This window comes from Paludicola sp. MB14-C6 (assembly GCF_030908625.1).
In the GTDB taxonomy this organism is placed as follows: Bacteria; Bacillota; Clostridia; order Oscillospirales; family Ruminococcaceae; genus Paludihabitans.
Genome location: NZ_CP133133.1, coordinates 855,851 through 882,327 on the forward strand (window position 1 = coordinate 855,851; position 26,477 = coordinate 882,327).

General features: G+C 33.8%; 30 protein-coding genes. 15 read left to right on the top strand and 15 right to left on the bottom strand.

Going from position 1 to position 26,477, the window contains the following annotated elements:
• Window positions 1-11: 11 nt before the first annotated feature.
• Window positions 12-1,451: an FAD-dependent oxidoreductase gene (locus RBG61_RS04060; protein WP_307946026.1), complete on the bottom strand. Its 1,440-nt coding sequence runs from the start codon at window positions 1,449-1,451 to the stop codon at window positions 12-14.
• A gap of 204 nt (window positions 1,452-1,655) precedes the next feature.
• Here RBG61_RS04060 and RBG61_RS04065 point away from each other — a divergent pair, with 204 nt between their 5' ends.
• Window positions 1,656-2,699 (top strand): hypothetical protein, encoded by a 1,044-nt coding sequence (locus RBG61_RS04065; RefSeq protein WP_307946028.1) that lies wholly within the window; start codon window positions 1,656-1,658, stop codon window positions 2,697-2,699.
• A 17-nt stretch (window positions 2,700-2,716) separates the two neighbouring features.
• Window positions 2,717-2,977 (top strand): CD3324 family protein, encoded by a 261-nt coding sequence (locus RBG61_RS04070; protein WP_307946030.1) that lies wholly within the window; start codon window positions 2,717-2,719, stop codon window positions 2,975-2,977.
• A gap of 55 nt (window positions 2,978-3,032) precedes the next feature.
• Here RBG61_RS04070 and RBG61_RS04075 read toward each other — a convergent pair whose 3' ends face one another.
• Entirely contained in the window at window positions 3,033-3,695 is a 663-nt protein-coding gene (locus tag RBG61_RS04075) for a hypothetical protein (RefSeq protein WP_307946031.1), read from the bottom strand.
• Window positions 3,696-3,901: 206 nt separating this feature from the next.
• Between RBG61_RS04075 and RBG61_RS04080 the strand changes: the two genes are divergently transcribed.
• The 6 genes from RBG61_RS04080 (at window position 3,902) to RBG61_RS04105 (ending at window position 9,386) form a co-directional block, all read left to right on the top strand.
• Window positions 3,902-4,888, top strand: a complete 987-nt coding sequence (locus tag RBG61_RS04080) for a helix-turn-helix transcriptional regulator (protein WP_307946033.1) — start codon at window positions 3,902-3,904, stop codon at window positions 4,886-4,888.
• A gap of 437 nt (window positions 4,889-5,325) precedes the next feature.
• Window positions 5,326-6,408: a tRNA 2-thiouridine(34) synthase MnmA gene (gene mnmA, locus RBG61_RS04085; RefSeq protein ID WP_373889725.1), complete on the top strand. Its 1,083-nt coding sequence runs from the start codon at window positions 5,326-5,328 to the stop codon at window positions 6,406-6,408.
• A 13-nt stretch (window positions 6,409-6,421) separates the two neighbouring features.
• Window positions 6,422-7,336, top strand: a complete 915-nt coding sequence (gene nadA / locus RBG61_RS04090) for a quinolinate synthase NadA (RefSeq protein WP_307946034.1) — start codon at window positions 6,422-6,424, stop codon at window positions 7,334-7,336.
• Between the two features lie 114 nt (window positions 7,337-7,450).
• The gene (locus RBG61_RS04095) at window positions 7,451-7,888 is read left to right on the top strand and encodes an RrF2 family transcriptional regulator (protein WP_307946036.1); all 438 of its coding nucleotides are present in this window, start codon (window positions 7,451-7,453) and stop codon (window positions 7,886-7,888) included.
• A gap of 216 nt (window positions 7,889-8,104) precedes the next feature.
• Entirely contained in the window at window positions 8,105-8,728 is a 624-nt protein-coding gene (locus tag RBG61_RS04100) for a hypothetical protein (protein WP_307946037.1), read from the top strand.
• A 25-nt stretch (window positions 8,729-8,753) separates the two neighbouring features.
• A complete protein-coding gene (locus RBG61_RS04105) occupies window positions 8,754-9,386 on the top strand; it encodes a hypothetical protein (protein ID WP_307946039.1) in 633 nt (210 codons plus the stop codon).
• A 38-nt stretch (window positions 9,387-9,424) separates the two neighbouring features.
• Here RBG61_RS04105 and RBG61_RS04110 read toward each other — a convergent pair whose 3' ends face one another.
• Window positions 9,425-9,577, bottom strand: coding sequence for a hypothetical protein (locus RBG61_RS04110; RefSeq protein ID WP_307946040.1), 153 nt, complete (start codon window positions 9,575-9,577; stop codon window positions 9,425-9,427).
• 345 nt (window positions 9,578-9,922) lie between these two features.
• Here RBG61_RS04110 and RBG61_RS04115 point away from each other — a divergent pair, with 345 nt between their 5' ends.
• On the top strand, window positions 9,923-10,303 hold the full coding sequence (locus RBG61_RS04115) for a response regulator (protein ID WP_307946042.1): 381 nt from the start codon (window positions 9,923-9,925) through the stop codon (window positions 10,301-10,303).
• A gap of 3 nt (window positions 10,304-10,306) precedes the next feature.
• Complete coding sequence (locus tag RBG61_RS04120; protein ID WP_307946043.1) at window positions 10,307-11,206, top strand: chemotaxis protein CheX; 900 nt, start codon at window positions 10,307-10,309, stop codon at window positions 11,204-11,206.
• 99 nt (window positions 11,207-11,305) lie between these two features.
• Here RBG61_RS04120 and RBG61_RS04125 read toward each other — a convergent pair whose 3' ends face one another.
• Window positions 11,306-12,007, bottom strand: coding sequence for a hypothetical protein (locus RBG61_RS04125; protein ID WP_307946045.1), 702 nt, complete (start codon window positions 12,005-12,007; stop codon window positions 11,306-11,308).
• Between the two features lie 197 nt (window positions 12,008-12,204).
• On the opposite strand from RBG61_RS04125, the gene RBG61_RS04130 reads away from it, so the two are divergent.
• The 3 genes from RBG61_RS04130 (at window position 12,205) to RBG61_RS04140 (ending at window position 14,849) form a co-directional block, all read left to right on the top strand.
• Window positions 12,205-12,942: a MerR family transcriptional regulator gene (locus RBG61_RS04130; protein WP_307946047.1), complete on the top strand. Its 738-nt coding sequence runs from the start codon at window positions 12,205-12,207 to the stop codon at window positions 12,940-12,942.
• Window positions 12,943-13,104: 162 nt separating this feature from the next.
• Complete coding sequence (locus RBG61_RS04135; RefSeq protein ID WP_307946049.1) at window positions 13,105-14,064, top strand: hypothetical protein; 960 nt, start codon at window positions 13,105-13,107, stop codon at window positions 14,062-14,064.
• Between the two features lie 5 nt (window positions 14,065-14,069).
• Window positions 14,070-14,849, top strand: coding sequence for a protein-glutamine gamma-glutamyltransferase (locus RBG61_RS04140; RefSeq protein ID WP_307946050.1), 780 nt, complete (start codon window positions 14,070-14,072; stop codon window positions 14,847-14,849).
• Window positions 14,850-14,883: 34 nt separating this feature from the next.
• Here RBG61_RS04140 and RBG61_RS04145 read toward each other — a convergent pair whose 3' ends face one another.
• The 5 genes from RBG61_RS04145 to RBG61_RS04165 form a co-directional block, all read right to left on the bottom strand.
• Window positions 14,884-15,936: a glycoside hydrolase family 5 protein gene (locus tag RBG61_RS04145; protein WP_307946051.1), complete on the bottom strand. Its 1,053-nt coding sequence runs from the start codon at window positions 15,934-15,936 to the stop codon at window positions 14,884-14,886.
• Between the two features lie 57 nt (window positions 15,937-15,993).
• Window positions 15,994-16,455: a pyridoxamine 5'-phosphate oxidase family protein gene (locus tag RBG61_RS04150; protein ID WP_307946053.1), complete on the bottom strand. Its 462-nt coding sequence runs from the start codon at window positions 16,453-16,455 to the stop codon at window positions 15,994-15,996.
• An 8-nt stretch (window positions 16,456-16,463) separates the two neighbouring features.
• Window positions 16,464-16,784: a putative heavy metal-binding protein gene (locus RBG61_RS04155; protein WP_307946054.1), complete on the bottom strand. Its 321-nt coding sequence runs from the start codon at window positions 16,782-16,784 to the stop codon at window positions 16,464-16,466.
• 50 nt (window positions 16,785-16,834) lie between these two features.
• Entirely contained in the window at window positions 16,835-17,179 is a 345-nt protein-coding gene (locus tag RBG61_RS04160; RefSeq protein WP_307946055.1) for a phenylpyruvate tautomerase MIF-related protein, read from the bottom strand.
• 64 nt (window positions 17,180-17,243) lie between these two features.
• Complete coding sequence (locus RBG61_RS04165; RefSeq protein ID WP_307946056.1) at window positions 17,244-18,779, bottom strand: sulfatase-like hydrolase/transferase; 1,536 nt, start codon at window positions 18,777-18,779, stop codon at window positions 17,244-17,246.
• A 162-nt stretch (window positions 18,780-18,941) separates the two neighbouring features.
• Between RBG61_RS04165 and RBG61_RS04170 the strand changes: the two genes are divergently transcribed.
• Together RBG61_RS04170 and RBG61_RS04175 are read left to right on the top strand one after the other, a co-directional pair.
• On the top strand, window positions 18,942-19,136 hold the full coding sequence (locus RBG61_RS04170; protein ID WP_307946057.1) for a hypothetical protein: 195 nt from the start codon (window positions 18,942-18,944) through the stop codon (window positions 19,134-19,136).
• Window positions 19,137-19,216: 80 nt separating this feature from the next.
• Window positions 19,217-20,161, top strand: coding sequence for a DUF4434 domain-containing protein (locus RBG61_RS04175; protein WP_307946059.1), 945 nt, complete (start codon window positions 19,217-19,219; stop codon window positions 20,159-20,161).
• A gap of 497 nt (window positions 20,162-20,658) precedes the next feature.
• Here RBG61_RS04175 and thpR read toward each other — a convergent pair whose 3' ends face one another.
• The 6 genes from thpR to RBG61_RS04205 form a co-directional block, all read right to left on the bottom strand.
• Complete coding sequence (gene thpR / locus RBG61_RS04180) at window positions 20,659-21,195, bottom strand: RNA 2',3'-cyclic phosphodiesterase (protein ID WP_307946061.1); 537 nt, start codon at window positions 21,193-21,195, stop codon at window positions 20,659-20,661.
• 15 nt (window positions 21,196-21,210) lie between these two features.
• The gene (locus RBG61_RS04185; protein WP_307946063.1) at window positions 21,211-21,981 is read right to left on the bottom strand and encodes a sulfite exporter TauE/SafE family protein; all 771 of its coding nucleotides are present in this window, start codon (window positions 21,979-21,981) and stop codon (window positions 21,211-21,213) included.
• Between the two features lie 240 nt (window positions 21,982-22,221).
• Window positions 22,222-22,899, bottom strand: a complete 678-nt coding sequence (locus RBG61_RS04190; protein WP_307946064.1) for a hydrolase — start codon at window positions 22,897-22,899, stop codon at window positions 22,222-22,224.
• 54 nt (window positions 22,900-22,953) lie between these two features.
• Window positions 22,954-23,844 (bottom strand): ROK family protein, encoded by an 891-nt coding sequence (locus RBG61_RS04195; RefSeq protein WP_307946066.1) that lies wholly within the window; start codon window positions 23,842-23,844, stop codon window positions 22,954-22,956.
• Window positions 23,845-24,293: 449 nt separating this feature from the next.
• Window positions 24,294-25,550, bottom strand: coding sequence for an aminotransferase class I/II-fold pyridoxal phosphate-dependent enzyme (locus RBG61_RS04200; protein ID WP_307946067.1), 1,257 nt, complete (start codon window positions 25,548-25,550; stop codon window positions 24,294-24,296).
• A 92-nt stretch (window positions 25,551-25,642) separates the two neighbouring features.
• Window positions 25,643-26,467 carry a GNAT family N-acetyltransferase gene (locus tag RBG61_RS04205; protein WP_307946069.1) on the bottom strand — a complete coding sequence of 275 codons (825 nt, stop codon included), beginning with the start codon at window positions 26,465-26,467 and terminating at the stop codon, window positions 25,643-25,645.
• Between the last annotated feature and the right edge of the window lie 10 nt (window positions 26,468-26,477).

Below are 26,477 nucleotides of genomic sequence, written 5' to 3' on the forward strand. Positions count from 1 at the left end.
TATCCATTCTACTAGTACTTAATTAAATTTGTAGTTGAAGGATTATTGATTAGATTGCCTTTAAAATCAAAACGAGATCCGTGACAAGGGCAGTCCCATGTCTTTTCATCCGGATTCCATTCCAGCTGGCAACCAAGATGTGGGCATCTCGTTGATACTACAAAAGCTTCGCCCTTTTCATTTTTATAAACACCCACTTTCATACCATTATATTCTACAACGCCGCCATGACCATTTGGCAATTCATCAAAATGGGTTTTTGGTATCAATAAAGCTTGTGTGGATAGGCCACTAACAGCTTTCATTCCATCTTCTAAAAGTGTCTTGATTGAAGCGGAAACAACAAATCGCTGTGGACTAAAAACTTCTGCGAATTTTGTATTTTGTCCTACTATCATATCGGATATAATCATTGCAGAAACCATAGAAGAAGTCATTCCCCATTTATTAAAGCCCGTTGCAACATACCAATTTTTCTCGAGTGGTGCAAAATGACCAATATACGGTACTCCATCTAATGTCATACAGTCTTGTGCTGACCAATGGTATCGCTCTATGGCATTTGGAAACCATTGTTTCGCTTGCTCCCGTATTTGCTCATACGCACCCCCCTCGCCATTTTCGCCAGTTCGGTGACCTGCTCCACCTACCAAGAGCAAATTGCCATAATTTCGGAATGAATAACCACCATCCGCTTCATCAATATACATGCCATCCAACTTATCACAATTTTCAAACGCTACAACATAAGAACGCTGTTGATGCATTCTTGCAAAATAAAAGCCCGGTACATTTACAAAAGGAAAATGAGTGGCAAAAACAATATGCTCTGCTTTCACCTTTCCATGATTCGTAATAATGGTATTCTCTTTCACTTCATGTACAATAGTGTGCTCATATATCGTAAGCTCTTCCGTAATTGGCTTTAAGAATTTAAGTGGATTAAATTGTGCTTGATGCGAAAGCTTAATTGCCCCTTTTATCGGAAACGGTAGCGTTGTTCGTTCCACAAATTCAGCATCTAAATCCAACATCTGCATCGCACGAAGCTCTTCCTTTAGCAGCTTATTGTTATCCATAGAATACACATAAGCGCTTTTTCGCTCAAAATTGCAGTCGATTCCATTCCTTTGAATGAGATTCGCATATTTTTCAACAGCAAGTTGATTTGCAACAGCATATTGCCTTGCCTTACGTTCTCCAACGTCTATAATAAGCTTATTATAGATTAAATTATGCTGTGCTGTAATTTTCGCAGTTGTATTTTTGGTTTGACCGCTTGCAATTGTATTTGCTTCAATAACGGCAACCTGTACGCCTTTTTCCTTTAATAAGTATGCTGTGAGTAATCCTGCCATTCCGGCGCCTATAACTGCTACGTCTACCGAAATATCTTGCTCTAATGATTTTCGTTTTGTAAACTCTGTCTCTAAACTCCAAATAGATTGCATTCTGTTCACCTCTCGGTTATGTTTTCCATTATTATTGGAAATAAACATTATCCTAAACAATAAGTAAGTAAATTATTTAGCCTTAAAATATCCAAAGGTTAAAAATAATTAAACAAAATCTAGGCATTGATTACTATTGGCAAACCAGGTATAGTTAAATTACAAAATACGATCGTACTTAATTATAATTAAAGGAGACTCACTATGAAGACAACTAATGAATTATTGCTTAATTGGACAATTGAGAAAATTAAAAAAGAATATAACAATGATGTTGCTTTGTTAATAGGAAACACCTCATTAAAGATGGAGCAAGACAAAGAAGGTAGCTACTTCGATTATTTTGTTCCTATCAATGAAAAAGGTAATAATCTTGCTGAAACTTTTATTATAAATGGAATTGGCTATGATTTATATCCAAGATCTTGGAAACGACTTGAGGATATGGCTAATCTATTAGATGATAATAATCTACATTGTTTAGCTGATGGCGAAATTTTATACTACAAGAATGAAGAAGTTAAAAATAAGTTTATCAGTCTACAAGATAAGTTGAAGAAAAATCTACAGGACAAAGAACTTATGTCTAAAAAATCGCTTGAGAAACTTGCAATTGCTATGGAACTATACCAAACAATGATGTTTGAAGAATCTATTGGAAATGTAAGAATGGCTGCAGGCTTTATAGCGGATTTTCTCTCTTTAGCTGTTGCTTATTCTAATCACACATACTTTAAATACAATCAAGTTGAGCAAATAAAAGAGCTTTTTGTAATGAAAACAATACCAGATAATTTCATTGAGTACTATAAGGCAATTATAAATGCTGATTCTATCAATGAATTAAAAAATCTTTGCCACCTCATCATCCTTACTACACGTAAATATATAAAGATGAAAAAAGCTCCTATTCAACCTTCACATTGTGAAATAAATTATACAGATTTGAGTTTTTGGTATCAAGAACTATGTTATACATGGAGAAGAATTTATTTTTACTGCGACAACAAAGATGTAGAAAAAGTATTTATTTGGAGTTGCTACTTACAACAAGAATTAAATACGATTAAAGAAGAGTTTAAACTACAAGATATGGACTTACTTGGTCATTATCATTCAAACAATTTATCCGATATAAGAAACCAAGCAAATGTTCTAGAAAAGTATATTGTAAGCGAAATTACTACACATGGTGTTCAGCTCAATGCGTTTGAATCCATTGATGAATTTCTATCTAGGAAATCATAGAAAGGTGAGAAACTTCTATGAAATATAAAAATGCGTCGGATATATTACCAGACGAATTACTAAGAGAAATACAGCAATATGTTTCTGGTGAAGCATTATATATTCCATCAGATCAAGAAAGGAAAAAGTGGGGAGATGGTTCGGGCGCACGAAACTTTTATTCACAAAGAAATGCTGATATCAGAAATAAGTACTTTTGCGAAAAAAGGAGCATGGAACAACTTGCCGACGAATACTGCCTTTCTATTGAAACGATTCGTAAAATTGTGTATAAGTAAATATAAAACTAACAATAACAAAGCCACGACAAAAGTCGTGGCAATATTTTTGCTATTATTTATTTTGATCCCGCAATTCAGAAAATCCCATCCATACTACCCAAACGTATGCAAGTGTTTTCGGAATCATGAGCACACCAATCAATGGATACACATCTGCCCATAGAACAACGGGAATGTAAAACCCAAAGCTTAATGTGATTGCAAGCCACATAAAGCGAAATGCTTTATCATTATGTGCTTTGGCTTTCTTATAAAACAACACTATAATAATAATTCCTAAAACTGCAAATGGAATATTACGATAGATACCCCAAGTTAATGGCGCATCCGCACTCATCCATTCATTTTGCGGGAACAGACATAATGCGATTCTTACTGCTGCCAACGCATACATTATTACGGTTAACACTCTATTTTTGATATCATAACGCATCATAAAAATATGATACAAAATGATATAAAATATTGTCATAGTAATTGAAGTAATAAACTTTCCTAAACCGAGTGCCACCACATAATCTTCTAAACCGGTTGTGCAAAGAGCATATGCTCTTGGGATTAAGTGAAATGCATCACCAAAGCCTAAAACCACCGCCATAATTCCAAATAATAAATATTGCTTATTGCCCTTTGATTTACGAATCATCAAAAAGCCTATTGTTGTAACACTAATTAAATATAACGCATCAAATATTGTTTCCATAATTGCTTGCATAAAAACGCTCCTTTTCCATTATTGAATAAACACTTTTTATCATAATATATGACAGATAAAATATCAAGATACCCGTTTCTTATTTCTATTGTTTTCGACAAAATATTTTAATGTTCTTAGTTGTTTTTATTTACTTTATACTATAACATTGATATAATCAAGATAGCATTAGTATAAATTAATGACATAAGCTAGGATGTGAATTCATGGCAAAGTCCCCTAATCAAAAATTAAAGCTATTATATCTGCAAAAAATATTACAAGAAAAAACGGACGAAACCCACACAATGAATGTTGCGCAACTCATTAGAGAATTGCAACGTTATGATATCTCTGCAGAACGTAAAAGTATCTATGATGATATTGAAGCTTTAAAGCAGTTCGGGCTCGATATTGAATGTAGCAGATCAAAACCAAGGGGCTACTACATCGCAAGCAGGCAATTTGAATTACCCGAACTCAAGCTATTAGTGGATGCGGTTCAATCCTCGAAATTTATTACACATAAAAAGTCCAATTCATTAATTAAAAAGGTGGAAACGCTAACAAACATTCATGAGGCTCAACTGTTACAACGTCAAGTGTTCGTTGCAAATAGAATTAAAACCATGAATGAGAGTATTTACTATAATATTGATAAAATTCATACTGCAATCTCTCAAGGGATGAAAATTGAATTTCAATATTTCGAATGGACGATAAAAAAAGAACGCAAATACAAAAAACAAGGCGAATTTTATTGTATTAGTCCTTGGGCACTCTCCTGGGTTGATGAAAACTACTATATGATTGGCTTTGACAATGAGATGCAAATAATAAAACATTATCGTGTAGATAAAATGGTAAACATCACACTAACAGAAGAACCCAGAGACGGTCAAGACCATTTTAACCAATTTGACATGGCCTTATATACTAATAAATTGTTTGGTATGTTTGGCGGCGAGGAGGAAACCATAAAGCTATTGTTTTCCAACCGTTTTATTGGAGTAGTATTAGACCGCTTTGGAAAAGAAATTTCTGTTATTCCTTATGATGATACTCATTTTATAATTCACTTAAAAGTTGCGCTAAGTCCACAATTTTTTTCTTGGCTATTTGGATTCTCTACCGATGTAAAAATACTATCGCCGCAAAGGGTGGCAGATTTATATTTACAGCAAGCACAAGAAATTACTTTACTTTATCAATAAAATGTGACTGAAAGAACGTATGAAAATCATATGTTCTTTTTTTGTCCCTTTTATGGGACAGTCTACTTGTTATAATCAAAATAAGGAAAAAAATCAGTTAATGCACATAAATGAGTTAAAAATGTCATCACAATACTATTTTAAGAAAGGACATTTCATATGACATTGGAATTGATCAACCAAATAGCAACAGGCTTCTTAATTTTATTGATGCTTTTAATTTTAAAAGATACTGCGACAAGAAAAAACGATACCGATGAATAAATACATATTGGCATTACTAATAAGATACCATTGCTTTTTACAATGGTACTTTTCTTTTATTCCAACAAAAATCATTTGCTAAGTATTGCATTTGACAAATAAACTTGGATATAATATCATATTAAGTAGATAGGATTTTATGTTTTTCCTGAAATTACTAATGGAGGTTGCCTTTGAAACAAAATGTATTAGTTGCGATGAGTGGTGGAGTTGATAGCTCAGTTGCTTGTGTATTATTAAAAGAAAATTATAATTTAATTGGTGTTACCTTAAAATTACATGAAACCGATGAAATTAAATTAGATAAAACAAAAACATGTTGTTCCCTATTAGATGTTGAAGATGCAAGAAGTGTTGCTTTTGCTTTAGACTTCCCCTATTTTGTTTTTAATTTCGGTGATAAATTCGAAGAACAAGTAATTAACCGCTTTACACAAAGTTATTTGAATGGTGAAACACCAAACCCCTGCATTGATTGTAACCGTTATATTAAGTTTGATGCGTTGATGAAACGTGCAGAACAATTAAATCAAGACTATGTTGCAACCGGCCACTATGCGCGGCGGGAATACGATAAAGAATCTGGACGCTATCTTCTAAAGAAAGCAAAAGACAGTTCAAAAGATCAGACATATGTTTTATACAGCTTAACGCAAGAGCAATTAAGTAAAATTTTATTTCCGTTAGGTGACTTAGAAAAATCGCAAGTACGTGAAATTGCGTTAGCGAATGGCTTTATCAATGCGCAAAAGCCTGACAGCCAAGACATTTGCTTTGTGCCGAATGGGAAGTATGCAGAATTTATCAAGCAGCATACGAAAAAAGTAATTCCAAAAGGAAATTTCATTGATGTAAGCGGTAACGTAATTGGAACACATAATGGTATTATTTCGTACACCGTCGGTCAAAGGAAAGGACTTGGAATTGCTTCTTCGGAACCTTTTTATGTGGTAGAAAAAGATCCGATTGCAAACACCGTTACCCTTGGCAGAGAAAACGACTTATATCGATCCGATTTGATTGCAAATGATATAAACTGGATATCAATTGAAAAGCTGAATGCACCAATGCGTGTAACTGCTAAAACTCGATATAGCCAAAAAGAACAACCCGCTACTATTACGCCACTCAACGAAAATGAAGTACAAGTATTGTTTGATGAACCACAACGTGCAATCACGAAAGGGCAAGCAGTTGTATTTTATGATGGAGACCGCGTTGTTGGTGGAGGAACGATAACACAAAGCAAAATATAGTTAGGAGAAAAACATGATTAAAGACTTACAAGAACAAATTATCAAGCTAAAACAAGAAAAAGATTTTTATATTCTTGCACATAGCTATCAAGCAAAAGAAATTGTTGAAGTTGCAGACTTTACAGGAGATTCTTTTCAATTAAGTTTAGCAGCACAAAAAGTACCAAATAAAAACATACTTCTTTGTGGTGTGCATTTTATGGCTGAAACTGTGAAAATGCTTTCACCTGAAAAAAATGTATATTTGGCAAATCCAATAGCAGGTTGCCCTATGGCAGAACAATTAGAGCCTGAAATGATTGAGTATTTGAAAAAACAAAACCCTGATTATACTGTGGTGGCATATATAAACACAACAGCAAATTTAAAATCTGTTAGCGATGTTTGTGTTACCTCATCTTCTGCTGTTAAAATTGTAAATAATATTGAAAACAACAATATTCTTTTTATTCCCGATTGCAACCTCGGCGATTATATTAGCAAGCAATTACCTCACAAAAATATTAAGCTTGTGCAGGGTGGTTGTCCTGTTCACGCAGCAGTAACCGAACAAGATATTATTAATGCAAAAGCAGCCCATCCTAATGCAAAGGCATTGGTACATCCTGAATGTACTCCTGCCGTATTAAAACACGCTGATTATATTGGTTCCACTTCCGGTATTGTAGAATATGCAATGAAATCTGACTGTCGTGAGTTTATTATCGGAACTGAGATGAGTATTGCAGAACATTTACAATACGCTTGTCCTGAAAAAGATTTTTATATCTTATCTAAAAAAATACTTTGTCCAAATATGAAGCTGACAACCTTAGTGGATGTATTTAAAACTCTTAACGGAACAGGCGGATTAGAAATTCAAATGAGCGATGAAACGATTGCAAAAGCTAGAGTTTGTGTAGATGAAATGATCCGACTCGGCAAGTAGCTTGCGAAATTCTTTCTGATATGATAACATAGTGATACGCTGTTACGTTTATGGTTTAAATTAGCGTATGCTTTAAAATAAATTTGAAAGACTTACAAAAAGGAATGGTCATATATGAAAATTTCGACAAAAGGACGTTATGCTCTCCGCTTAATGCTAGATTTAGCAGTTAATTTCAATGGTGCATATATACCACTAAAAGAAATTGCAATTAGACAAGGCATATCTGATAAATATTTAGAGCAAATTATTATTCAACTTAATAAGGCGGGGTTTGTTAAAAGTATAAGAGGTTCACAAGGTGGCTATAAGCTTGCTAATGAGCCCAAATACTATACTGTAGGCAGTATTCTTCGTTTAATGGAGGGTAGCCTTTCCCCTGTTGCTTGCTTAGATAATCCAAGCGAAACTTGTGACAGAGTTTCAGATTGTGTTACATTGGAAGTTTGGATAAAACTAAAAGAAGCAATTGACTCTGTTGTAGACAACATAACGCTGCAAGATTTAGTTGACAGACATTTTGAAAAAGGCACATGTGAATATTATATATAATAAAAGCCAGAAGTCCATCCTTCTGGCTTTAGACTGTCAAAAAGTAAAATTTAATTTTATATTTGCAAGATTTCAGTTTCTTTCTAGCTATGAAGTTATTGGGCTATCCGCCCAAACCTGACTATGCTTTAATTCTCAAAATTGGCTTTTATTATTTGACAAACTGCCTGATAAGGGATAATATAGAAATATATACCACACGAAAGTAGGTGTCTTATGAAACGAATTCTTCTTACTATAATTCTTCTCACATCTATTATCTTAACTGGTTGTTCATCCAATTCAATGTCCAAATCCACAAAAGCTGATTTGCCGAAAAATCCAACAGTAAAACACATTGCACTTACCAAAGAAGAAAAAGAAATTGCTACTGCTACTTGTAATACTTTAGAAAAATTTATTATAAAAAAAGATAAAGTTTACGATATTGAAGTATCATACTATCATAATGGTAAGATTATACCTCAAACAGCATTGCTAGGCGTTGACTCAAAAGGTAAAGACCTTCCTGTCATTATTAGCAAAGAGATATTGCCTGATAATAAAAAAGAATTATGGCATATTGGAGCTGATGGTGGATCTTCGTTCTATTTGGATTTTTTGCCAATTGAAGGAAAGTGTGCAACTTTATCTGGAGTTACCTATGAAGCCTTTAATCTGGAAAAAGGAAAAGAGTATCTGCTTTATTATGTTGCTTATAAAAAAGGGAATTCTATACGTTCCGGATATCCCATTTTCTTGAACTGGGATAGTACAGATAACAAATTAGAACCATTAAAAGAATTTGAATATGTCATACTAGTTACTATTAAATTAAGTAATACTCCTGGATACAAATAATTAAATGAAACATATGGAGGTATTTATGAAACGAATTCTTCTTACTATAATTCTTCTCACATCTATTATCTTGGCTGGGTGTTCATCCAATTCAACGTCCAAATCCACAAAAGCTGATTTGCCCAAAAATCCAACAGTAAAACATGTAGTACTTACCAAAGAGGAAAAAGAAATTGCTGCTGCTACTTGCGACCGTATAGCAAAATTCGTTTTTGAAAAAAATAAACTATATGATATTACAGCATATTCTTATCACGATGGCGCGCTTACGCCTCGCCCCCTTGTAATGAAAATTGACTCAAAACAAAAGAATATACCAATTATTTTCTCTAGCCACTCGTTTCACGACGAACAAAATAACATGGTTCAAGAAAACTGGACTATTTTGGCGAATGAAACTCGTGCTGATTTTCCTTTAAACCTTTTTTCAAAGGGTAAAGCCTTAAATTGCGCATATGGGATAGGCGATGAAGCGTTCCAAATGGAAAAAGGCAAAGAATATGTGCTTTATTATGTAGCGTATAAAAAAGGAACCGAGTTTAAAACCAAATATCCAATCTTTTCAGAATGGGATACAACAGAAAATAAAATTGAACAACTAAAAGAGTTTGATTATGTTTTGCTGTTTACAGCAAAGCTGAGTGATACATCTAAATAGTAAAAAAGCAAGGGAAAATTCCCTTGCTTTTTTACTATTTAGATTGGTTTTGCTTTATCGTGTCCATGCTTTGCTTTTCCTTTAATTTCAGGTACAGGAGCCACATCATTTTTCGGCATATGCATTTTATGATTACTTTGTGTACCATGAGGATCTTTTGGATCCGGTCTTCTCATTCCCGCTTTTGCCATATCTACACCATCCTTTTTTTAATGCAATTTTCATTAAAACATTTGGGGCAAATTCTCTATCTGTAGTATGAACCAAAGCAATCTTAATATGTGAATAATCTTGAATCCCTTTACATATTTCTTTATTTTAATACATCTGTTTTATGTGGTTAAATCATAAATGATAGTAAAATCAAGTTTATATCGCTACAACTCATTACTATAATATCAAATTAGAAAGAAACCATAATTTAGTTCGATTATTAACTTTTGGATAAAATACATAAAAAGTCTTGTTAATGTAAAATTATTATTATATAATATAGTAAAATATTTTAAATATCATAAGAAAGTAAGGGAACGGTTATGACAATGAATGAAATTAAAATTTTAATCTGTGATGATTCGATTCTTGTACGCAAAAACTTAAAAAAATTTTTAACTTCACTAGGCTGCTCTGAAATTTATGAGGCCGTAAATGGTCAAGAAGCAATTGAAAAATACAAGGAAAGTAAGCCTGATCTTGTTTTTATGGATATTGTTATGCCTGTTAAAACCGGATTAGATGCTTTAATTGAAATTCTAGATTTTGATACATCCGCAAAAGTTGTTATGGTATCTTCTGTTGGTACTCAATCACACTTACAACAGGCTATTGAATCAGGTGCTTTTAACTTTGTACAAAAGCCTATTGAAAATGAGTTCATTCGCAAAATCCTTGAAAACTTTATAAACGGAGGAAAATAAGCTATGTTCACTCAGTTTTTCGGTAACTTTCTTTTGAATCAAAATTTTATCACCGGTCAACAACTGGCAAAGGCATTTTCCATACAAAAAACAACCCGAGTGAAACTAGGAGTTTTAGCAATTAACGCCGGATATATGACTGCAAAACAAGTTGACGAAGTGCATACTGCTCAAGGAAAAACAGATAAACGTTTTGGTGATCTTGCTTGTGATATGGGATTTTTAAACAAAGAACAAGTATTAAGCTTATTAGCTCAGCAAACCTCCTCTCATTTATCACTAGGTCAAGCACTCATCGATTTAAAATATATGACCAACGAAGAATTTGAATACGCTTTAAACTCATATGAAAGAAAACATTCCATTACCGATATTGATTTTACTGATATACAAAATTCAAAAATTCACACAATCATTAACGATTTTTATCAATTCGACTCATTAGAAGATACGAAAAGCTATACCGACTATATAACTTTATTATTTAAAAATATCATTCGCTTTATTGGTGATGATTTTATTCCCCTGAAACCCCAACCATTAAAGCAAATACATATTGATTGCATAACATCGCAAAGTATCACAGGTGCATTTCAAGCGTTTACCGCTATTACTTCAGATGAAAAAACTTTCATACAATTCGCAAATCGGTTTGCAAACGAGGAATTTATAGAAGTGAATGAGTATATTCTTGCATCTGTAGCTGAATTTTTAAATCTCCATAATGGTTTATTTACGGTAAATATGTCTGATTCACGACAAATGGAACTTGAAATTCTTCCTCAATGCATTGATAACGATAAGGTGCTTTCTTTTAGCGAAGAGGCTTATCTAATTCCAATTACATTTTCCTTTGGAACTATCGTTATTATTCTATCAAGCAACATCCCATCCATAACATAATTAAAAACAGCAATCGATTGATGCTTCGATTGCTGTTTTTAATTATGTTAACCTCGACAATTGAATGAGTATTACTATCACTTTTGTGAGCCATATACTTTATAAATCGTCCTGTCTTTCATAAAAGCTTGACTCTGTCATACCTTCGGGTGCTGCTGCCATAGGGACTAAATCAATAGCTTGTGTAGATATTATTCCATCAAATATCGGAATGTTATAATAATTTGCCGTCATGAAATTAGGATGAGTAGCTTTTAAATCATAAGTTACAAACGGCTTTTCAGTACTCGGCGCCTCTGATAGATTTTTATCTACTGTGTGAAGAGAAATGGCTTCTGTTTGGCCTGCGATGTTTGTTTTTAAAGTTGCGATAACATACTTTTCCTCGCCAAATTTTTTAGATATTTCTACCGTTACATTCTCAACCGGATAAGTTCTTCTTGCCGTAAAAGCTTGTGCTTTCAGCATTCCTTTTGCAGGAAAATCTCTTGCAAACTGCTGATATTGCTCTTCAATTGACGCAGTTGATTGAGGAGGTGCTGGCGTTGGGGTAGCCGGTGTCGGTATAGCTTGCCTTGTTTGTGGGATGACTTGTTGTGGACGTGGCGGTGCCTCCTGCTGTGTCATTGACTCCATAACAGGTACTGCTAATTCGTAATCATTAGGATCATATGTATGTCTTCTATTCACTACTTTCGGCTGACCGTTTGCCTTTCCTTTTGATTTTTGATAGTAGTCCAACATTTGATTATTATAATACTCCTTCATTTGCTCCATATTCATATTATCAAATTTACTCATTCGCACTTCACCTCATAATAATTCTATAAAAATGTACTCTTTTTATTATATGATAGCTTTTAAGTAAAGTTTCTAAAACTATGATAAAGAAGTATACAGCAAACCATTTTTCTATAATATTTATAAAAAGTATTGACTCTTACGTTACGTAATAGATTATGCTATACTTATGAGAAGAAAATACCAAGGAGTAAATTATGAAAAAGACTGTTCATGAAGTTTCAAAGTTAACGGGAATTAGTATACGTGCCCTTCATTATTACGATGAAATCGGTTTGCTAAAGCCTAGTGAATACACAAATGTTGGATATCGACTCTATGATACTGCAGATCTAGAACGACTACAACAAATCTTGTTTTTCAAAGAGCTTGATTTTCCGCTAAAAGAAATAAAAAATATCTTTGAACAGCCGTCATTTGATAAAACCGATGCATTAAAAAAGCAAAAAGAGCTTCTCATACTCAAACAAAATCGATTATCCCAACTAATTGATTTAATCAACCTAAACTTAGAAGGAGGAAACAATATGAGTTTCAAAGAATTTGATATGAGTGAAATTGAAGCTGCACAAAAACAATATGCAGTAGAGACTAAGGAACGATATGGGAAGACCAAAGCATATCAAGAAAGTGTAGAAAAAACAAGCAAATATAATCATTCCGATTGGAAAAATGTTGGATTAGCTGCAGAAAAAATATACCAAGGCTTTATTGGTGCAATGAATCAAGATGTTGCAAGTGAAGAAGTACAAAAGCTAGTTGCAGATTGGAAAGATTATATTACAAAATATTTTTATGAATGTACCAATGAAATTTTAGCCGGCCTTGGTGAAATGTATGTAGCTGACGAACGCTTCACAAAAAACATCGACCAACATAAAAAAGGTCTTGCACAATTTATGAGCCAAGCTATCAAAGAATATTGTAAAAAATAAGGTTGATTTTATATTGGGCTATCCGCCCAAACCTGGCCATGGTTATCAACATGCTAAAACTCGCTTATTTTAAGCGAGTTTTTTAATTTTAAGAAACAATTTCGAAATTTCTTAATATGATAAAGTAACCGTAATTATATTACATATAGAAAGGGACTTAATATGAGCAATTTAATAGAAAAGCTATCTCAAATACGGAAAGAACAAGGAGTACATGCATTGCAAAATTCTCTGGAAGCCTTATTTACCCAAAATCAAGACCAAGCAATTGAACTTGTCAATGATCATTCTATCCCCTTTCCTTGGCTATTTTTTTCGTTACCTGTTATAAAAAAATTATATTTATTTGAAGAGTTAAACGAACGTAATATTTGTGCTTTAAAGCTTTGCGCACATATCCAAAGAAATTTTAAGCTGCAAGCTCGGGTATTTCCCTACTCTTACGAAAACAAAGACTCCTATTACCCTATTTTAATATGGATGTTTGAAACTGGAATAGCAGAAGATGGTTTCAATGATGACTACGACGAGATTATGGATGGTGTAGTATCATTGCTCATTCACAATTATCAAGAAACTACAATTTTACCTCAAATTTGTGAGCTGATCTACGACAGAAACCGTAAAGGCACATTTTATCATGATTTAATTTGGGCGTATTTTCGTTCTAACAATCATGAGGCTTTAGCCTATATTGCAGAGCATTTTCGCTCCAAAAATCCAAAAGATATCCGATTAACATGCAAATTGCTACACTGTGATATGCCTGAAACAGATAACCCTGAACAGTATTATTACATGTTTATGAATTGGTATGACGAAAATAAGCCTTATCTTTCATTCACAGATGAATTTTTTCAAAAGACAAATAAGCCACAAGTATTTCAAGTGGACATGAATGCAAAATACCTTACTAAACCTGTTCAGGGGAATCCAGAAATGACAGAAAATGAGGCTAATCACCTCATGGAGTTTCAAAACAAACCGATTGAAGACCAAATACTATTATCTCATTTTGCCCATACACTTAATAAACAAAGCCAAGAAGCTTATAACCGATTTATGAGTTTTCCCGTTTCTCAGCAACTGGATATTGCAAGAAATTCAACGAGAGAGGTTTAACGAGTATGATAACAATTGGAAATCAATTAACCCAAACACAGACACTTTTAAAAGATTATCCACAAAGCAGTCTTGAATCCATCATTCTAACGGCTCTTGGTGATAGTAGTTCCAGTTTTCGTTACCAATCAATTGATCAATTAAAATTTGAACTTGCATTACGTAGAGCTATTGTTCAGGCTGCGGTTGATTTGAATAATTCGGATTTTTCCTTTGCTGTATTTCGTAAATCAAAAGGCAACCCTACATATTGGGAGCGTGTAAGCAATGGAGGATTACGATTAAAACAAGGAGCTAAGCCAAGTGATGCAATTAAAGATATTTATGTGAATGGAAAGCTCTATGCATCAGAATGTGCCACAGCTATGATTATTGTTTATTTAAAAGCATTGCTTTCCGTTTATCCTGAACCGTTGTTTAATGAAGCATTTAGTGATATCACATTGATGAACTGGCATCATATACCTCGTCTTTTATCTGATGTTGGGCAAATGCAACCTGCAACTGTATACTTACCTGGTGACAGACGCTATTTTGCTAATCCCGATGTTGATCCGGTTACTCCAGAATGGCAAGGTGAAAACACAATTGATTTAAGCAAAGACTTTTACTATGGCCATGGTGTTGGAATTTATAATGCTGAAGAAATTATCTCAGAACTAAATAAAAACAGAAAACGTGATTCAAATAAAGAGGCTTATTTAATGGATTCTGCGGGAAGACCTGACTTCAAAAAACTAGCTAATATTTATTTAACATATAAAAAGGAGCATTCGAATGAATAAAATTAAGCTCCAAGAAATTTTCTTGGAGCTTAATTTAATAAATAGCATCAAATACGGGTTTCATAGTTTTTATCCATATATTTTGTTCTCTATCATAGAACTTTGTATCTGAATTAACTGCGAATGGAATTTTTGCATTTGTTAAAGCTTTTGTTACAAAATAAGCAAACGCTACCTGCTCTTGAATGGAATAAGTATTTCCTTCATTATAATCTCCCGGCATCCATGCACCAACCCACGTAGAAATCCCTGCTTTTTTTTGCCACTCTAAAGCCAGTTGAATCTTATTTAAAATCAGCTGTTTTTCTGAAGGTGTTCCCGTTGTCCAAAGTTTCTTTTCGTTTTCTTTACTTGGACCGGAAGCATAGAAATGCCATTCAGCCATCAAATAATTATTATGCTTCGTTGGTATTTTAAGCTCATTCAAATAAGCCGGATCCGAACGCATTCTTGGCGATATCATTATTATTCTGGTCGGATTCGTTTTTCGTATTTCAGCAACTAATTGCTCATATATATTGTTCAGAGCTTGAGGTTGTTTATTCAATGCATCAGTAACCTCAATCATTAAATCGAATGATACATAAGAAGAGATATTTTGATAGTGCTTGGCAACAGTACCCCACCACAATATAACCTTATCTATGTTGCCTTTTGAAGGATCATTTTTAAGCTCATCGGCTTGATATGCAACAATTGGAATAATGTTATTATCCAAACAATCCTTAATTTGTCTATCTAATGTTTCAAAAAGACGGTCATCAGCATCATCAGCAATTCGAATACGAACATGCTTCACTCCCGCTTTAGCAAAGTCTTCTACAGCTTTCTTACTATAATTTTCTCTACCTTGTTGCGTTTTTGACCAATCAACATCCATTCCTTTTCCAAGTAAGGCTTGATAATTTTGTGGATTGATTGGCGTTTTTGATTGCAATTCATTTGAAAAGCTTGAATTTTCAGTCTTTGTAATGCTATTTGATGAATAGGAATTCTCTTTTGAGTTGATATTCTTTTTAAAATTGCAACCGATAAATGATAAAGCTATACTTATAAGCAAAATACATAATACAATTTTAACTTTCATAAATCTCCTTATCGCATTCAATTGCTTTTATCATAGTAAATCCTATTTCATTTACTTTCATACAATATCTACTACACAATCTTCACGAGTTGCCGTTTCGTTAACAAAATCAATACAGTACTTAAAATTATTTGCAAATACAAGAGCATCTTCAAGCTCTATTTTGATAATACAAGTATACGGGTCTTGCTCATTCACATGCTTATTATAAAATGCAGAAAACACCTCTTTTAATTCATCTCGAATTCCCTTATTCGAATTTTCTAAAGGATTTCCGATGTTAACTGCAGTACCATGAGCAACAAACAGATTATGGTTTAATGCGACGTTTGGGTTAACAATGATTTCTTTTACTTTATTAGTTAACGCATATGATGTAATATAAAATGATTTATCTTTATAATAAACGTTTACTACTCTTGCATTTGGCTTTCCATCAGAAACGGTAGCAAGTGACATTGGAATGTCATGCCCATACAGCTCTTGCATAGCTATTAAGCTATCGTTAAAATAGTTCATAGTGTTGCCTATTCGCATCTAACTGCAGTTCCGGAAGCAGTTACCATTAACATACCATTGTTACTTCCTAATACCTCGTAGTCAATATCAACGCCTACTACTGCATTAGCACCCATTTGGTATGCACGAGTTTCCATCTCACTTAATGCATTTTCTCTTGCATTCAGTAGCTCTTGCTCATATGTATTAGAACGGCCGCCAAAAAAATTGCTTAACCCAGCAGCGAAATCCTTTACAAAGTCTACACCTGAAATAACTTCTCCAAATACAATTCCTTTGTATTCAACAATGTTTTTTCCTTCAATGCTTGGTGTTGTTGTAATAATCATAATAATTCTCCATTCTATCATTATATGTTGTTATAAGGTTTTGCCACCGACTAAAAATTATTTCCGTTCCAGCCCCAGTTTGATACCTCTTCATATTTAACATAACAACAGTCACTTGCAATATTTAATTCATCTTCAAGAATATCAGTTATAGCTGCTGTTAGTTTGTTGTATGCATCACTGCTTGCTTTTCCAAATAGCTTTACTTCAACAAATGCAATTGGTTTTTGGTTACTTCCTTTGAAATATAAACTGCACTCATCTTCAAAACCTAACATAAGCCAATTTTCAGATTTTCCCGGTATCAATTCAATTGCTTTCCCAAGTTTGGTTTTGATTCGTTCCTCTTGTGCTTTTTCAATTTTTACGTTCACTTTAGTTTGAATAAAAGGCATTTTAAATCCTCCCAATCAGTTTTATTATAAAATTATTATAACATAAATTGTAATTGCATCAATATTATTTTACTAATTTCCATTCTTTAATACGGTTTAATTTACAAAATGAATCTCTAATAATATCGTTATGTTCTGTCATCCAATCTGCAAAGCTATTTTTTAAAGATAATAAAATTTCCACATAATCCGAATTGTCAATCAAATTATGTAATTCGTTTGGATCTACTTCCATATCAAACAACTGATCTTGATCTGCACCATTAAATACATACTTATATTTGCCTTTTCTAAACATACGTTGTGTAACAACAATACTAAATGCCCCCATACCTTCGGTTACAATTTCATCACACCAAGGTTGATTTTTATCTTCAATGAAGCCCGTTAGCGGACGACCGTCACCATAGCCAAACGAATCATTTAGGTTATAACCCGCCATTTGAAGAATCGTTGCATAAATATCACATGTTCCAACCAATGCATGTTGCGTGTAGCCTTCATAATCAGCAATTGCCGGTTTCATATAAAGTGGAATTTTAGTTGTATCATCATACATACTATACGATTTGTTCTCTAATCCACCATGACAGCCTTGATTATCTCCATGGTCTGCTGAGAAAATAATAACTGTATCATCATAAATTCCTTTTTCTTTTAAGTAGTCTATAAATCTTCCAACTTGCGCATCTATATGGGTAGTGCAAGCATAATAGTGTCTTAAAGTATCTTGGAAAAAGCTCCAATCTAGTTCTGGGCGTCGAAGCAATTCATAAATGCGGGGCGCATTTGTTGTATCTTCGCTAAAACTTTCCCATTGTGGAATTTCGACATTACGATATAAATCAAGATATTTAGTTGGTGCAAAAAATGGCTCATGTGGTCCCCAAAAATTTACATTGAGAAAAAAAGGTTTATCTGATTCCAATAAATGATTTACAATTGACTTTGCTCGTTCTACAAGATAATATTCAATTGTGGATTCAATAGGAGACGTTACTTCGCCCACAGTAGAATGGTCACCAGGTCGCTTATCTTTTGTTTGGTTAATAATTTCTAATTCTAAATCATTATCTTTTAAATATTGCTTGAATTCATTGTATCTCCAACCGCCACAACCATGGCCAGGAAAATCATCTCCAATATAGCCTACATCAGTTGGTAAACTTCCATAACCTAAATATGCTGCGCTTTCCATAAATCCTTTATCAAGATTTTGAATTACCCATTGACCTTCTTCAGAAGCTGTTTTATCTTTACCAACCCCAAGATGCCATTTACCGGTAAAGCCTGCTTGATAACCAATACTGTTTAATCGTCGACTTAACAAAAAAGGAGTATCTTGAATTTCATGAGTTCTAGCACCTGTTTGATAAGAATTTGTTTCCAAACCTGTTTTGGATGGATATAAACCTGTTTGCATTGAACTTCTTGCAGGTGTACATACAGGGCAAGTAGTGTATGCATTATCGAAAACTACACTTTGACTTGCTAATTCATCAAAAGTTGGTGTTTTGCAAATTGTATCTTTCTTATAAGAAGAGAGTGTATCAACTCTATGTTGATCTGTACAAATAAAAATAATATTTTTTCTTTTCATAAATTATATCCCCTAACCAAAAATACTAAATAAATCATATAGGATTTTACATGAAATTGCAATACCAAAACAATTATATTGTAACAGAATACTATTATGTGGTATACTATATTTATAATAATCATTCTATGTATTATAATATAAATGGAAAGGAACTTAGCTATGTCAAAACAAATTAAGTTTATTCCCAAAGAAAAGCTGAGTAAAAAAGTGCAAAAAGAATTAAACAACCAACAACGTGGTTCTTGGGGCATATGTAACCCTGTAACCAAAAAAATTGAAAGCAAGAAACGATATAATCGTAAAAAGGTTCAAAAAGGAGATGATTTCCGATTTGAGCCTTTTATTTTTGCTTAAAATAGTGTTTACTTATTGTCTTTCTAATGGTATATTTAGTTTACATAGAATTTTCGGAACAAAAATGAGGAGTGGGGATTATGACAAAATCAATTCAAGGCACTTGGTTTGAATTTCAACACCACAGCAAAAAAGAAGGTATCTATTGGAATAATGAATCCAAAAACTTTACCGAAGAGAAATGGCGTGAAAAAGTAAAAGAAATTGCGGGAACAGGTATGGAATACATTGTACTTCTTGCAACTGCACTCGATTTTAACTGCTATTATGATACTTCTATTTTCCCTAAAGCAGATTTAACTTGTAAAAATCCTTTAGAAGTACTGCTATCTCAAGCAGAAGAAAGTAATCTAAAAGTGTTTATTAGCGCTGGATTTTATGGGGATTGGATGCATCCTCAAATCAATATGGTAGATAAAGAAGTTACCAAACGTGGATTGCAAGCGATGAATGAAATTGCCGAGCAATATGGTAAATATAAAAGCTTACACGGTTGGTATTTTCCTGATGAAACTTGTATTAACGGTTATTTTTCAGAGGACTTTATACGCTATGTGAATACATATAGTAACGAAGCACATCAACTAAATCCAAACTACAAAACATTGATTGCACCATATGGAACACGCTTAGTAAAAGCAGATGATAAATACATTGACCAATTAGAAAGAATCGACATTGATTATGTTGCTTACCAAGATGAAATTGGTGTGCAAAAAACAAAAGTTGAAGAGAGTGCCGCATTTTATGAAGCTTTAAAAAAGGTTCATGATAAAGCCGGGCGTGGAGCATTATGGGCAGATATTGAGTTGTTCGAATTTGAAGGCGATGTATATTCAAGCGCTTTACTGCCTGCTGAATTCTCTCGTATTAAAAAGCAAATAGAAGCTGTTTCTCCTTATGTTGATAAAATATTAGCTTATCAATATCAAGGCATGATGAACAAGCCTGATTCCAAGGCTTTTGCAGGACATCCTTCTTCAGCAAAGCTTTATACTGATTACATGAACTGGTTAAATAAATAAATTCATATAAAAAACGTGTTATACTTTCGTATGACACGTTTTTATTTTGATAAAGTAATTTATTATTTGATATTTGCAATATATTTGTCGGATTCTTGCTATATCAATATTGGGCTATCCGCCCAAGCCTGACCATGCTTTTTGGCAATCGCCCCAAAAAGCATGGATAAAAAATGCTTTGTTTCTCAAAATTGTTTTTTTATATGACATCGCGCCTATACTTGTACAAAGTTGAAAAGTTTCAGCTTGTACTATATTATTTTTATTGGCTCCCATAGATCATTTCTAGTAAAATCGTTATGCGACCAGCAATTGTTCCACGCGATTACCATTTGATAAAAACTCATATGTTGTTATATGTCATTTTAGTAAAAACAATTTTCGCAAGTTAAATTCTTCTAAAATTCAGCTTTTATTTGCGCTTTTGGTCTTTCTACAAGTTGGAACGTGTTATACTTTCATATGACACGTTTTTGCTTACTCTAATCCTATTTCTCTTACATTCCATTTAATTCCTTTGCATAAATCTCGGTGTAAACAAGCTTTCCATAAATTCGCTCTGATTTCATCAAGCTTATTTTATTCACATTCATTTGCATTGATGAAATTGTTGTTTCAAATTCTTTCACATTGAAATCATCCAATACCACTACTTCACGACCGATAGTCAGATGTGGCTTGTACTCACGATTTTCTAATGCAAAGCCTCTATCGATTAATTCTTGGCATAATTGTTTTTGTAAACCAACTAAATCTTGATTTTTGTTAATTCCTATCCAATAGATATCTCCACCATCACGTTTGAATTTGCCAATTCCACTCATTTTTAATGTAAAGTCATTTACATTGACAGCGTTCATTGCTTGCTGAATCGCAGAAACTTTAGCTGTTTCACCTATGAAAGCCAATGTAAGATGTAGATTATCTTTGAATGTGAATTTACCTTGTTTTGTATGTCGCTTTAGCTTGGTTATTGTGTCAATCAAACTATCTTTTATTTCTTCTGTAAATTGAATTGCAATAAATAATCTCATATTATCATCCTATTCTTATCTAATAAAAAAGTCGTATGCCGTTTTTATAAATAGCAATCCTAAGACAACAAACATAATATATCGAACAAATTTTGCTCCATGTTTTACTGCAAACCGTGCTCCAAGATATCCCCCGAACATACTACATGCTGCCGCAGGTATTGCAAGTAAAAATAAGACCTTTCCCCCAATTAAAAAAATAATCATAGAAGTAATATTGGAAGCTAAATTCGAAACTTTTGCACAACCAGAGGATAATACTAAGTCAAATCCTAGTATTCCCGAAAAAGCGAGAATTAAAAAAGTTCCTGTTCCAGGTCCAAGTAAGCCATCATAACACCCAATAAAAAGGCCAATTACAATTGATATGATTGCTTGCTTCATTGCTGAAAACTGTTTTTCAATTGGTTCAATACCAAGCTTCTTTTGAAACAGCAAAAAGACTGCAACAAGAGGAAGAGCAACCAACATCATAATTCGAAGAATAGGTTCTTTGATAAATAATACAAGACTTGTACCAATATAAGAACCAACCATTGCGCCAATTGCAGAATAAATTGCTATGCGAAATCGAACTTTTCCGCTTTTAATATATTTCAAAGTTGCAACCAAAGTGCCAAAGCTTGAAGAAAATTTATTACATCCTGCTGCAAAGTGAGCGGGTAATCCTGCAAATAAGTAAGCCGGAAGTGCGATAATGCCACCGCCCCCTGCTACTGCATCCACAAATCCTGCAGTAAACACAAAAGGACATATAATTAATAACATTTGAAGTGTTTCGTTCATTTTTATCTCCATCGTTTTAATTAAAACGGCAATATATGCTTCTTTGAAAGCAAACGTTACGGCCAATTCTTATTTTATTATATCGCAAGATATTCACAATAGCAACGATGAAAATTATTCCTAAAACAAGCGCCAATATATCATTCCTATTTGATAATTCCAAGTAAGCTTTATCTAAATTACCCTTATCAAATTAAAGTGATACAAAAAACGGACACTTTCGTGTCCGTTCAACTCTCTTTATGGATGTGGCAAGCCTTCTCGGTAGGCTTGCATAATCTTTTTAAAAATCTCTCCGTTTGTTGGAGGTGTCCAAGAAATTGCATTTGCGCCTGCTTCAATTGTTCTTAATATCGAATCATCACTTTGTCCACCCGTTGCAATAATTGCAACATCAGGATATTGTGATCGAATTTGTGCAACAATCTCAGGTGTTTTGCCTGCTGCTGAAACATTAAATACTGTTGCACCGTTTTTAATGCGAGCAGCAATATCTTCATTTTCACTTACTACAGTAATAATAACGGGAATATCAACAGTATCAGCAACGCGCTTTAAAACTTCATTTGAAGTTGGTGCATTTAATACAACGCCTGATGCGCCCTGATACTCAGCATGAAGCGCTAAGTTTTGCACACGTTTTCCTTGTGTCAAGCCACCACCAACGCCGCAAAAAACCGGCTTATCCGTTGCCATCATTACAGCTTGAGTAATAATAGGCTGAGGGGTAAATGGATATACAGCAATAATCGCATCGCCGTTTACATTACGCAAAATAGATATATCAGTACTGAATACGATCGATTTAATTGTTTTTCCAAAAAATTTAATCCCGCTACACTGTTCGATTACAGTTGGTACTTTAACCATGAATTTACGGAGTGTGCCACTAATTTCAGGTGGTGTTACTTGATTCATATGTTATCCTCCTTGTGATTATTAAATATAATCACAAAAAGAATTGTGACTATATTATTGGTTTAAATTTTTGTATGCAATATGTGCAGCACCTAAAAGGCCTGCAGTATTTTTCATTTCTGCTCTTGCAATTTCAAAATTGCTATAGCTATCCATAACCTTGCTGTAAATTCTTGTATTCACTCCATCAGCAACATATGGCTCGGATAAAATTCCGCCACCAAGAATCAATGCACTTGGATTAAAAATATGTATCAGCGTTACTAATCCAAATACAATTTCATCAATCCAATTATCAACAATCTCTTTAATCTTTTCGTCGCCTTTTTGCCACTCAGCAAAAATAATTCTTCCGGAAGTTAAATCTTCACGATACTCTTTTGCTGCACGAACTAAAGCAGTAGTAGAGGCATATTGCTCATAACAGCCATGTTGTCCACAAGCGCAAAGCTTTCCATCAGGATGAGTAATGATATGGCCAAATTCTCCGGCTAGCCCTTTACTTCCACCATAAATTTGGCGATTCACAATAATCGCACCGCCAATTCCTGTTCCGTAAGTAATACATAATAAATCATTATGATTACGACCAGCTCCATAATGAGTTTCACCAATCGCAGCACAGTTAACGTCATTTTCAACGCTGACAGGAACATGAAATTCATTTTCAAAAATTGCTTTAACGTCCATACCCGTATAGTTTGGAACGTTTTCATTTGCATATACTATAACGCCTTTTTTTGAATCAACTTGTCCGGTTGTACTGATACCGATTGCTTCAAAATCTTCGTAGGATTTTGCAATTTCAATTGCTTTTTGCATTACATAAGGACCACCATTTTTTGCGTTGGTTTCATACTCTTTTAAATCAAAGATTTTTCCTGTTCCGTCGGTAATGCCGGCTTTAATTGCAGTTCCGCCAATGTCAAGTGCAAGAATTTTCATAAATAATCTTCCTTTTCATATAGGTAAGGAGTCTTAAGAAAATTAGCGAATCTGAAATTAAACCGTCGAAATAAGTCGAAATAATTGGCATTCTTATTTAAAAGCATTTTCAAATTTTGAAAATCAACGGTTTTCTCAAACTTTCCCCTCACCATTCTTTGTCCTATAAATGTAGTATAACTTGTTTTTATTGAAATTTCAAGTACTTTATTCAGCAATTTGTAAAGTTTTTTTACTTATTAAATACAAGAGGACAGGAACACAAAAAGTAGTTCCTGTCATTGCTATTTTTCTATATTTTGAGGAGGGTGGAGTGTACTTTCGTTTGCAAAGTAATCATTCGTTCGATTACCAAAAGTACAATTTTATTATAACACCCTGTCAATTTTATTTGTAAAGAAAGTATGTCATACTCGTGAAAAAAAGCTCACTATTTTGTAAATTGCATATTACTTTAAGTTCATCATTTGTTGGGCCGCTAATAATATTCCAAGCTTTCCTGTATTGTAAGTAAGACCACCTTGCAGCCACACGGCATATGGTTCTCTTAATGGAGCATCAGCTGATAATTCAATAGAAGCACCCATGGTAAATGCACCAGCTGCCATGATAACTTTACTTTCATACCCAGGCATCTCCCAAGGCTCAGGTGTAACAAAAGAGTCAACAGGTGAACCTTTTTGAATTCCTTGGCAAAATGCAATCAGGTTTTCAGGTGTTTTTAATTCAATTGCAGCGATAATATCTGTACGATAAGCATCAAATGCTGGGTATACTTTATAACCCATGCTATCAAATAGGCTTAACGCAAACACAGAAGTTTTGATTGCATTTGCTACAACGGAAGGAGCAAAGAAAATACCCATAAACATTCCGCGACTTTGATCTAAGGTACATCCAACTTCTTTTCCCATTCCAACGCAAGTTAAGCGATAAGAACATAGCTCAACTAAATCTTTTCTTCCTGCTATATAACCTCCGGTTTGTGCAATTCCACCACCAGGATTTTTAATCAATGAACCAACGATTAAATCAGCCCCTACTTCAACCGGTTCTTGTTTTTCAACAAATTCACCATAACAATTATCTACAACGATAATGACTTCGGGATTCACTTCTTTGCAAGCCGATACAAGCTGTGCTATCTTTGCGATTGTCAATGATTCTCTTAATGAATAGCCACGAGAGCGTTGTATGTATGCCACCTTTGCTCCAACCACAGCTTTTTTAATTTCGTCAATATTAGGCTCACCTGAATTTGTTAAATCCACTTGTTTATAATGAACACCAAAATCTTTTAATGAACCATTTCCTTCGCCACGAATACCGATTACTTCTTCCATTGTATCATATGGCTTTCCTGTAATGGATACCATGGTATCACCTGCTCGCAACAAACCAAATAAACCTACAGTTAAAGCATGTGTACCGGATACAAAATTATGACGCACTAACGCATCTTCTGCTCCTAGTGCCATTGCGAATACTTCATCTAACACTTCTCGGCCTCTATCGCCGTAACCATAGCCTGTACTTCCTGCTAAATGTGTTTCACTTACTTTACACGCTGAAAAAGCCTTCAATACTTTTGCTTCGTTATAAAGCTGAATCTCATCTATACGAGCGAATGCCTCTTTACAACGTTCTTCTGCTTTTTTACTTAATTGTAATAGCTCATCACTAATAGAAAACTGTTCTTTTAACATACTTTACTCCTAATAATACTTTTCACTCTATCCGTCACTCCTTCGTCGTGCCACCTTCCTCTAAGAGAAAGGCTTTTTCTTGGCTCCCTCTTTTACAGATAAATGCTTAGCATTTTTCTGTTGGGAGCATGGCGAGCAGTGCGAGACTGAGGGAGTTTGTAAGGATAGACACAATTACTTAAATACTGCTTATTTTCTTCTCGATTATAAAAATACCAATGTTTTAAAAAAGTAAAACCTATGTTTTGATAAAATTGATCACTCACTTTATTTTGACTCAACAACACAATTCGGTTTACATTTTTCTCATGGGTAGCAATATGATAAAGCAATTTTTTTGCCAACCCTTGTCCTCTTGCATGCTCTACTGTCGCTAATTGTGTAATGAACAACTGGCCATCAATATTACAATAAGCTGTTGCAGAGCATAGGTTTTGATAAGTATACACTTTTGATACTCCATGACGAACACGATGCGATATTTCCGTATACCATCTTGGATAATTTTTGTCGTTTATATCATTTGAAAAAACTTGGCTTAATACTTGATAAGCATCTTGTATTTCATGAGAAAGAGGATCAAGTGTAACATCTTCAAATCTATGACAAACATAGATGTTTCCGATTTCTTCTTGGTACCCTGCTAACCGTAGTGGTTGTTCACTCAAGACCTCGTTGGATAGCATGGATATAAACTCACAAGCTTCTTCTAAATCAGAATCATCTTTACAATATAAAGTTGCACAATTATCCTGTATTGAAACAATTGCATTTTTTGAATCATTTGCATAAAAACGAACAAAATCATATTGTGTTCCGTATGCTTGAAATAAAGCTTTTATTTTCAGCATATTAGGCGAAAATGAATCTGCTTGTTCTATCGTATCCCTTTGTTGATCGGTTAGCCTTTTGAACATAAGTCTCCTT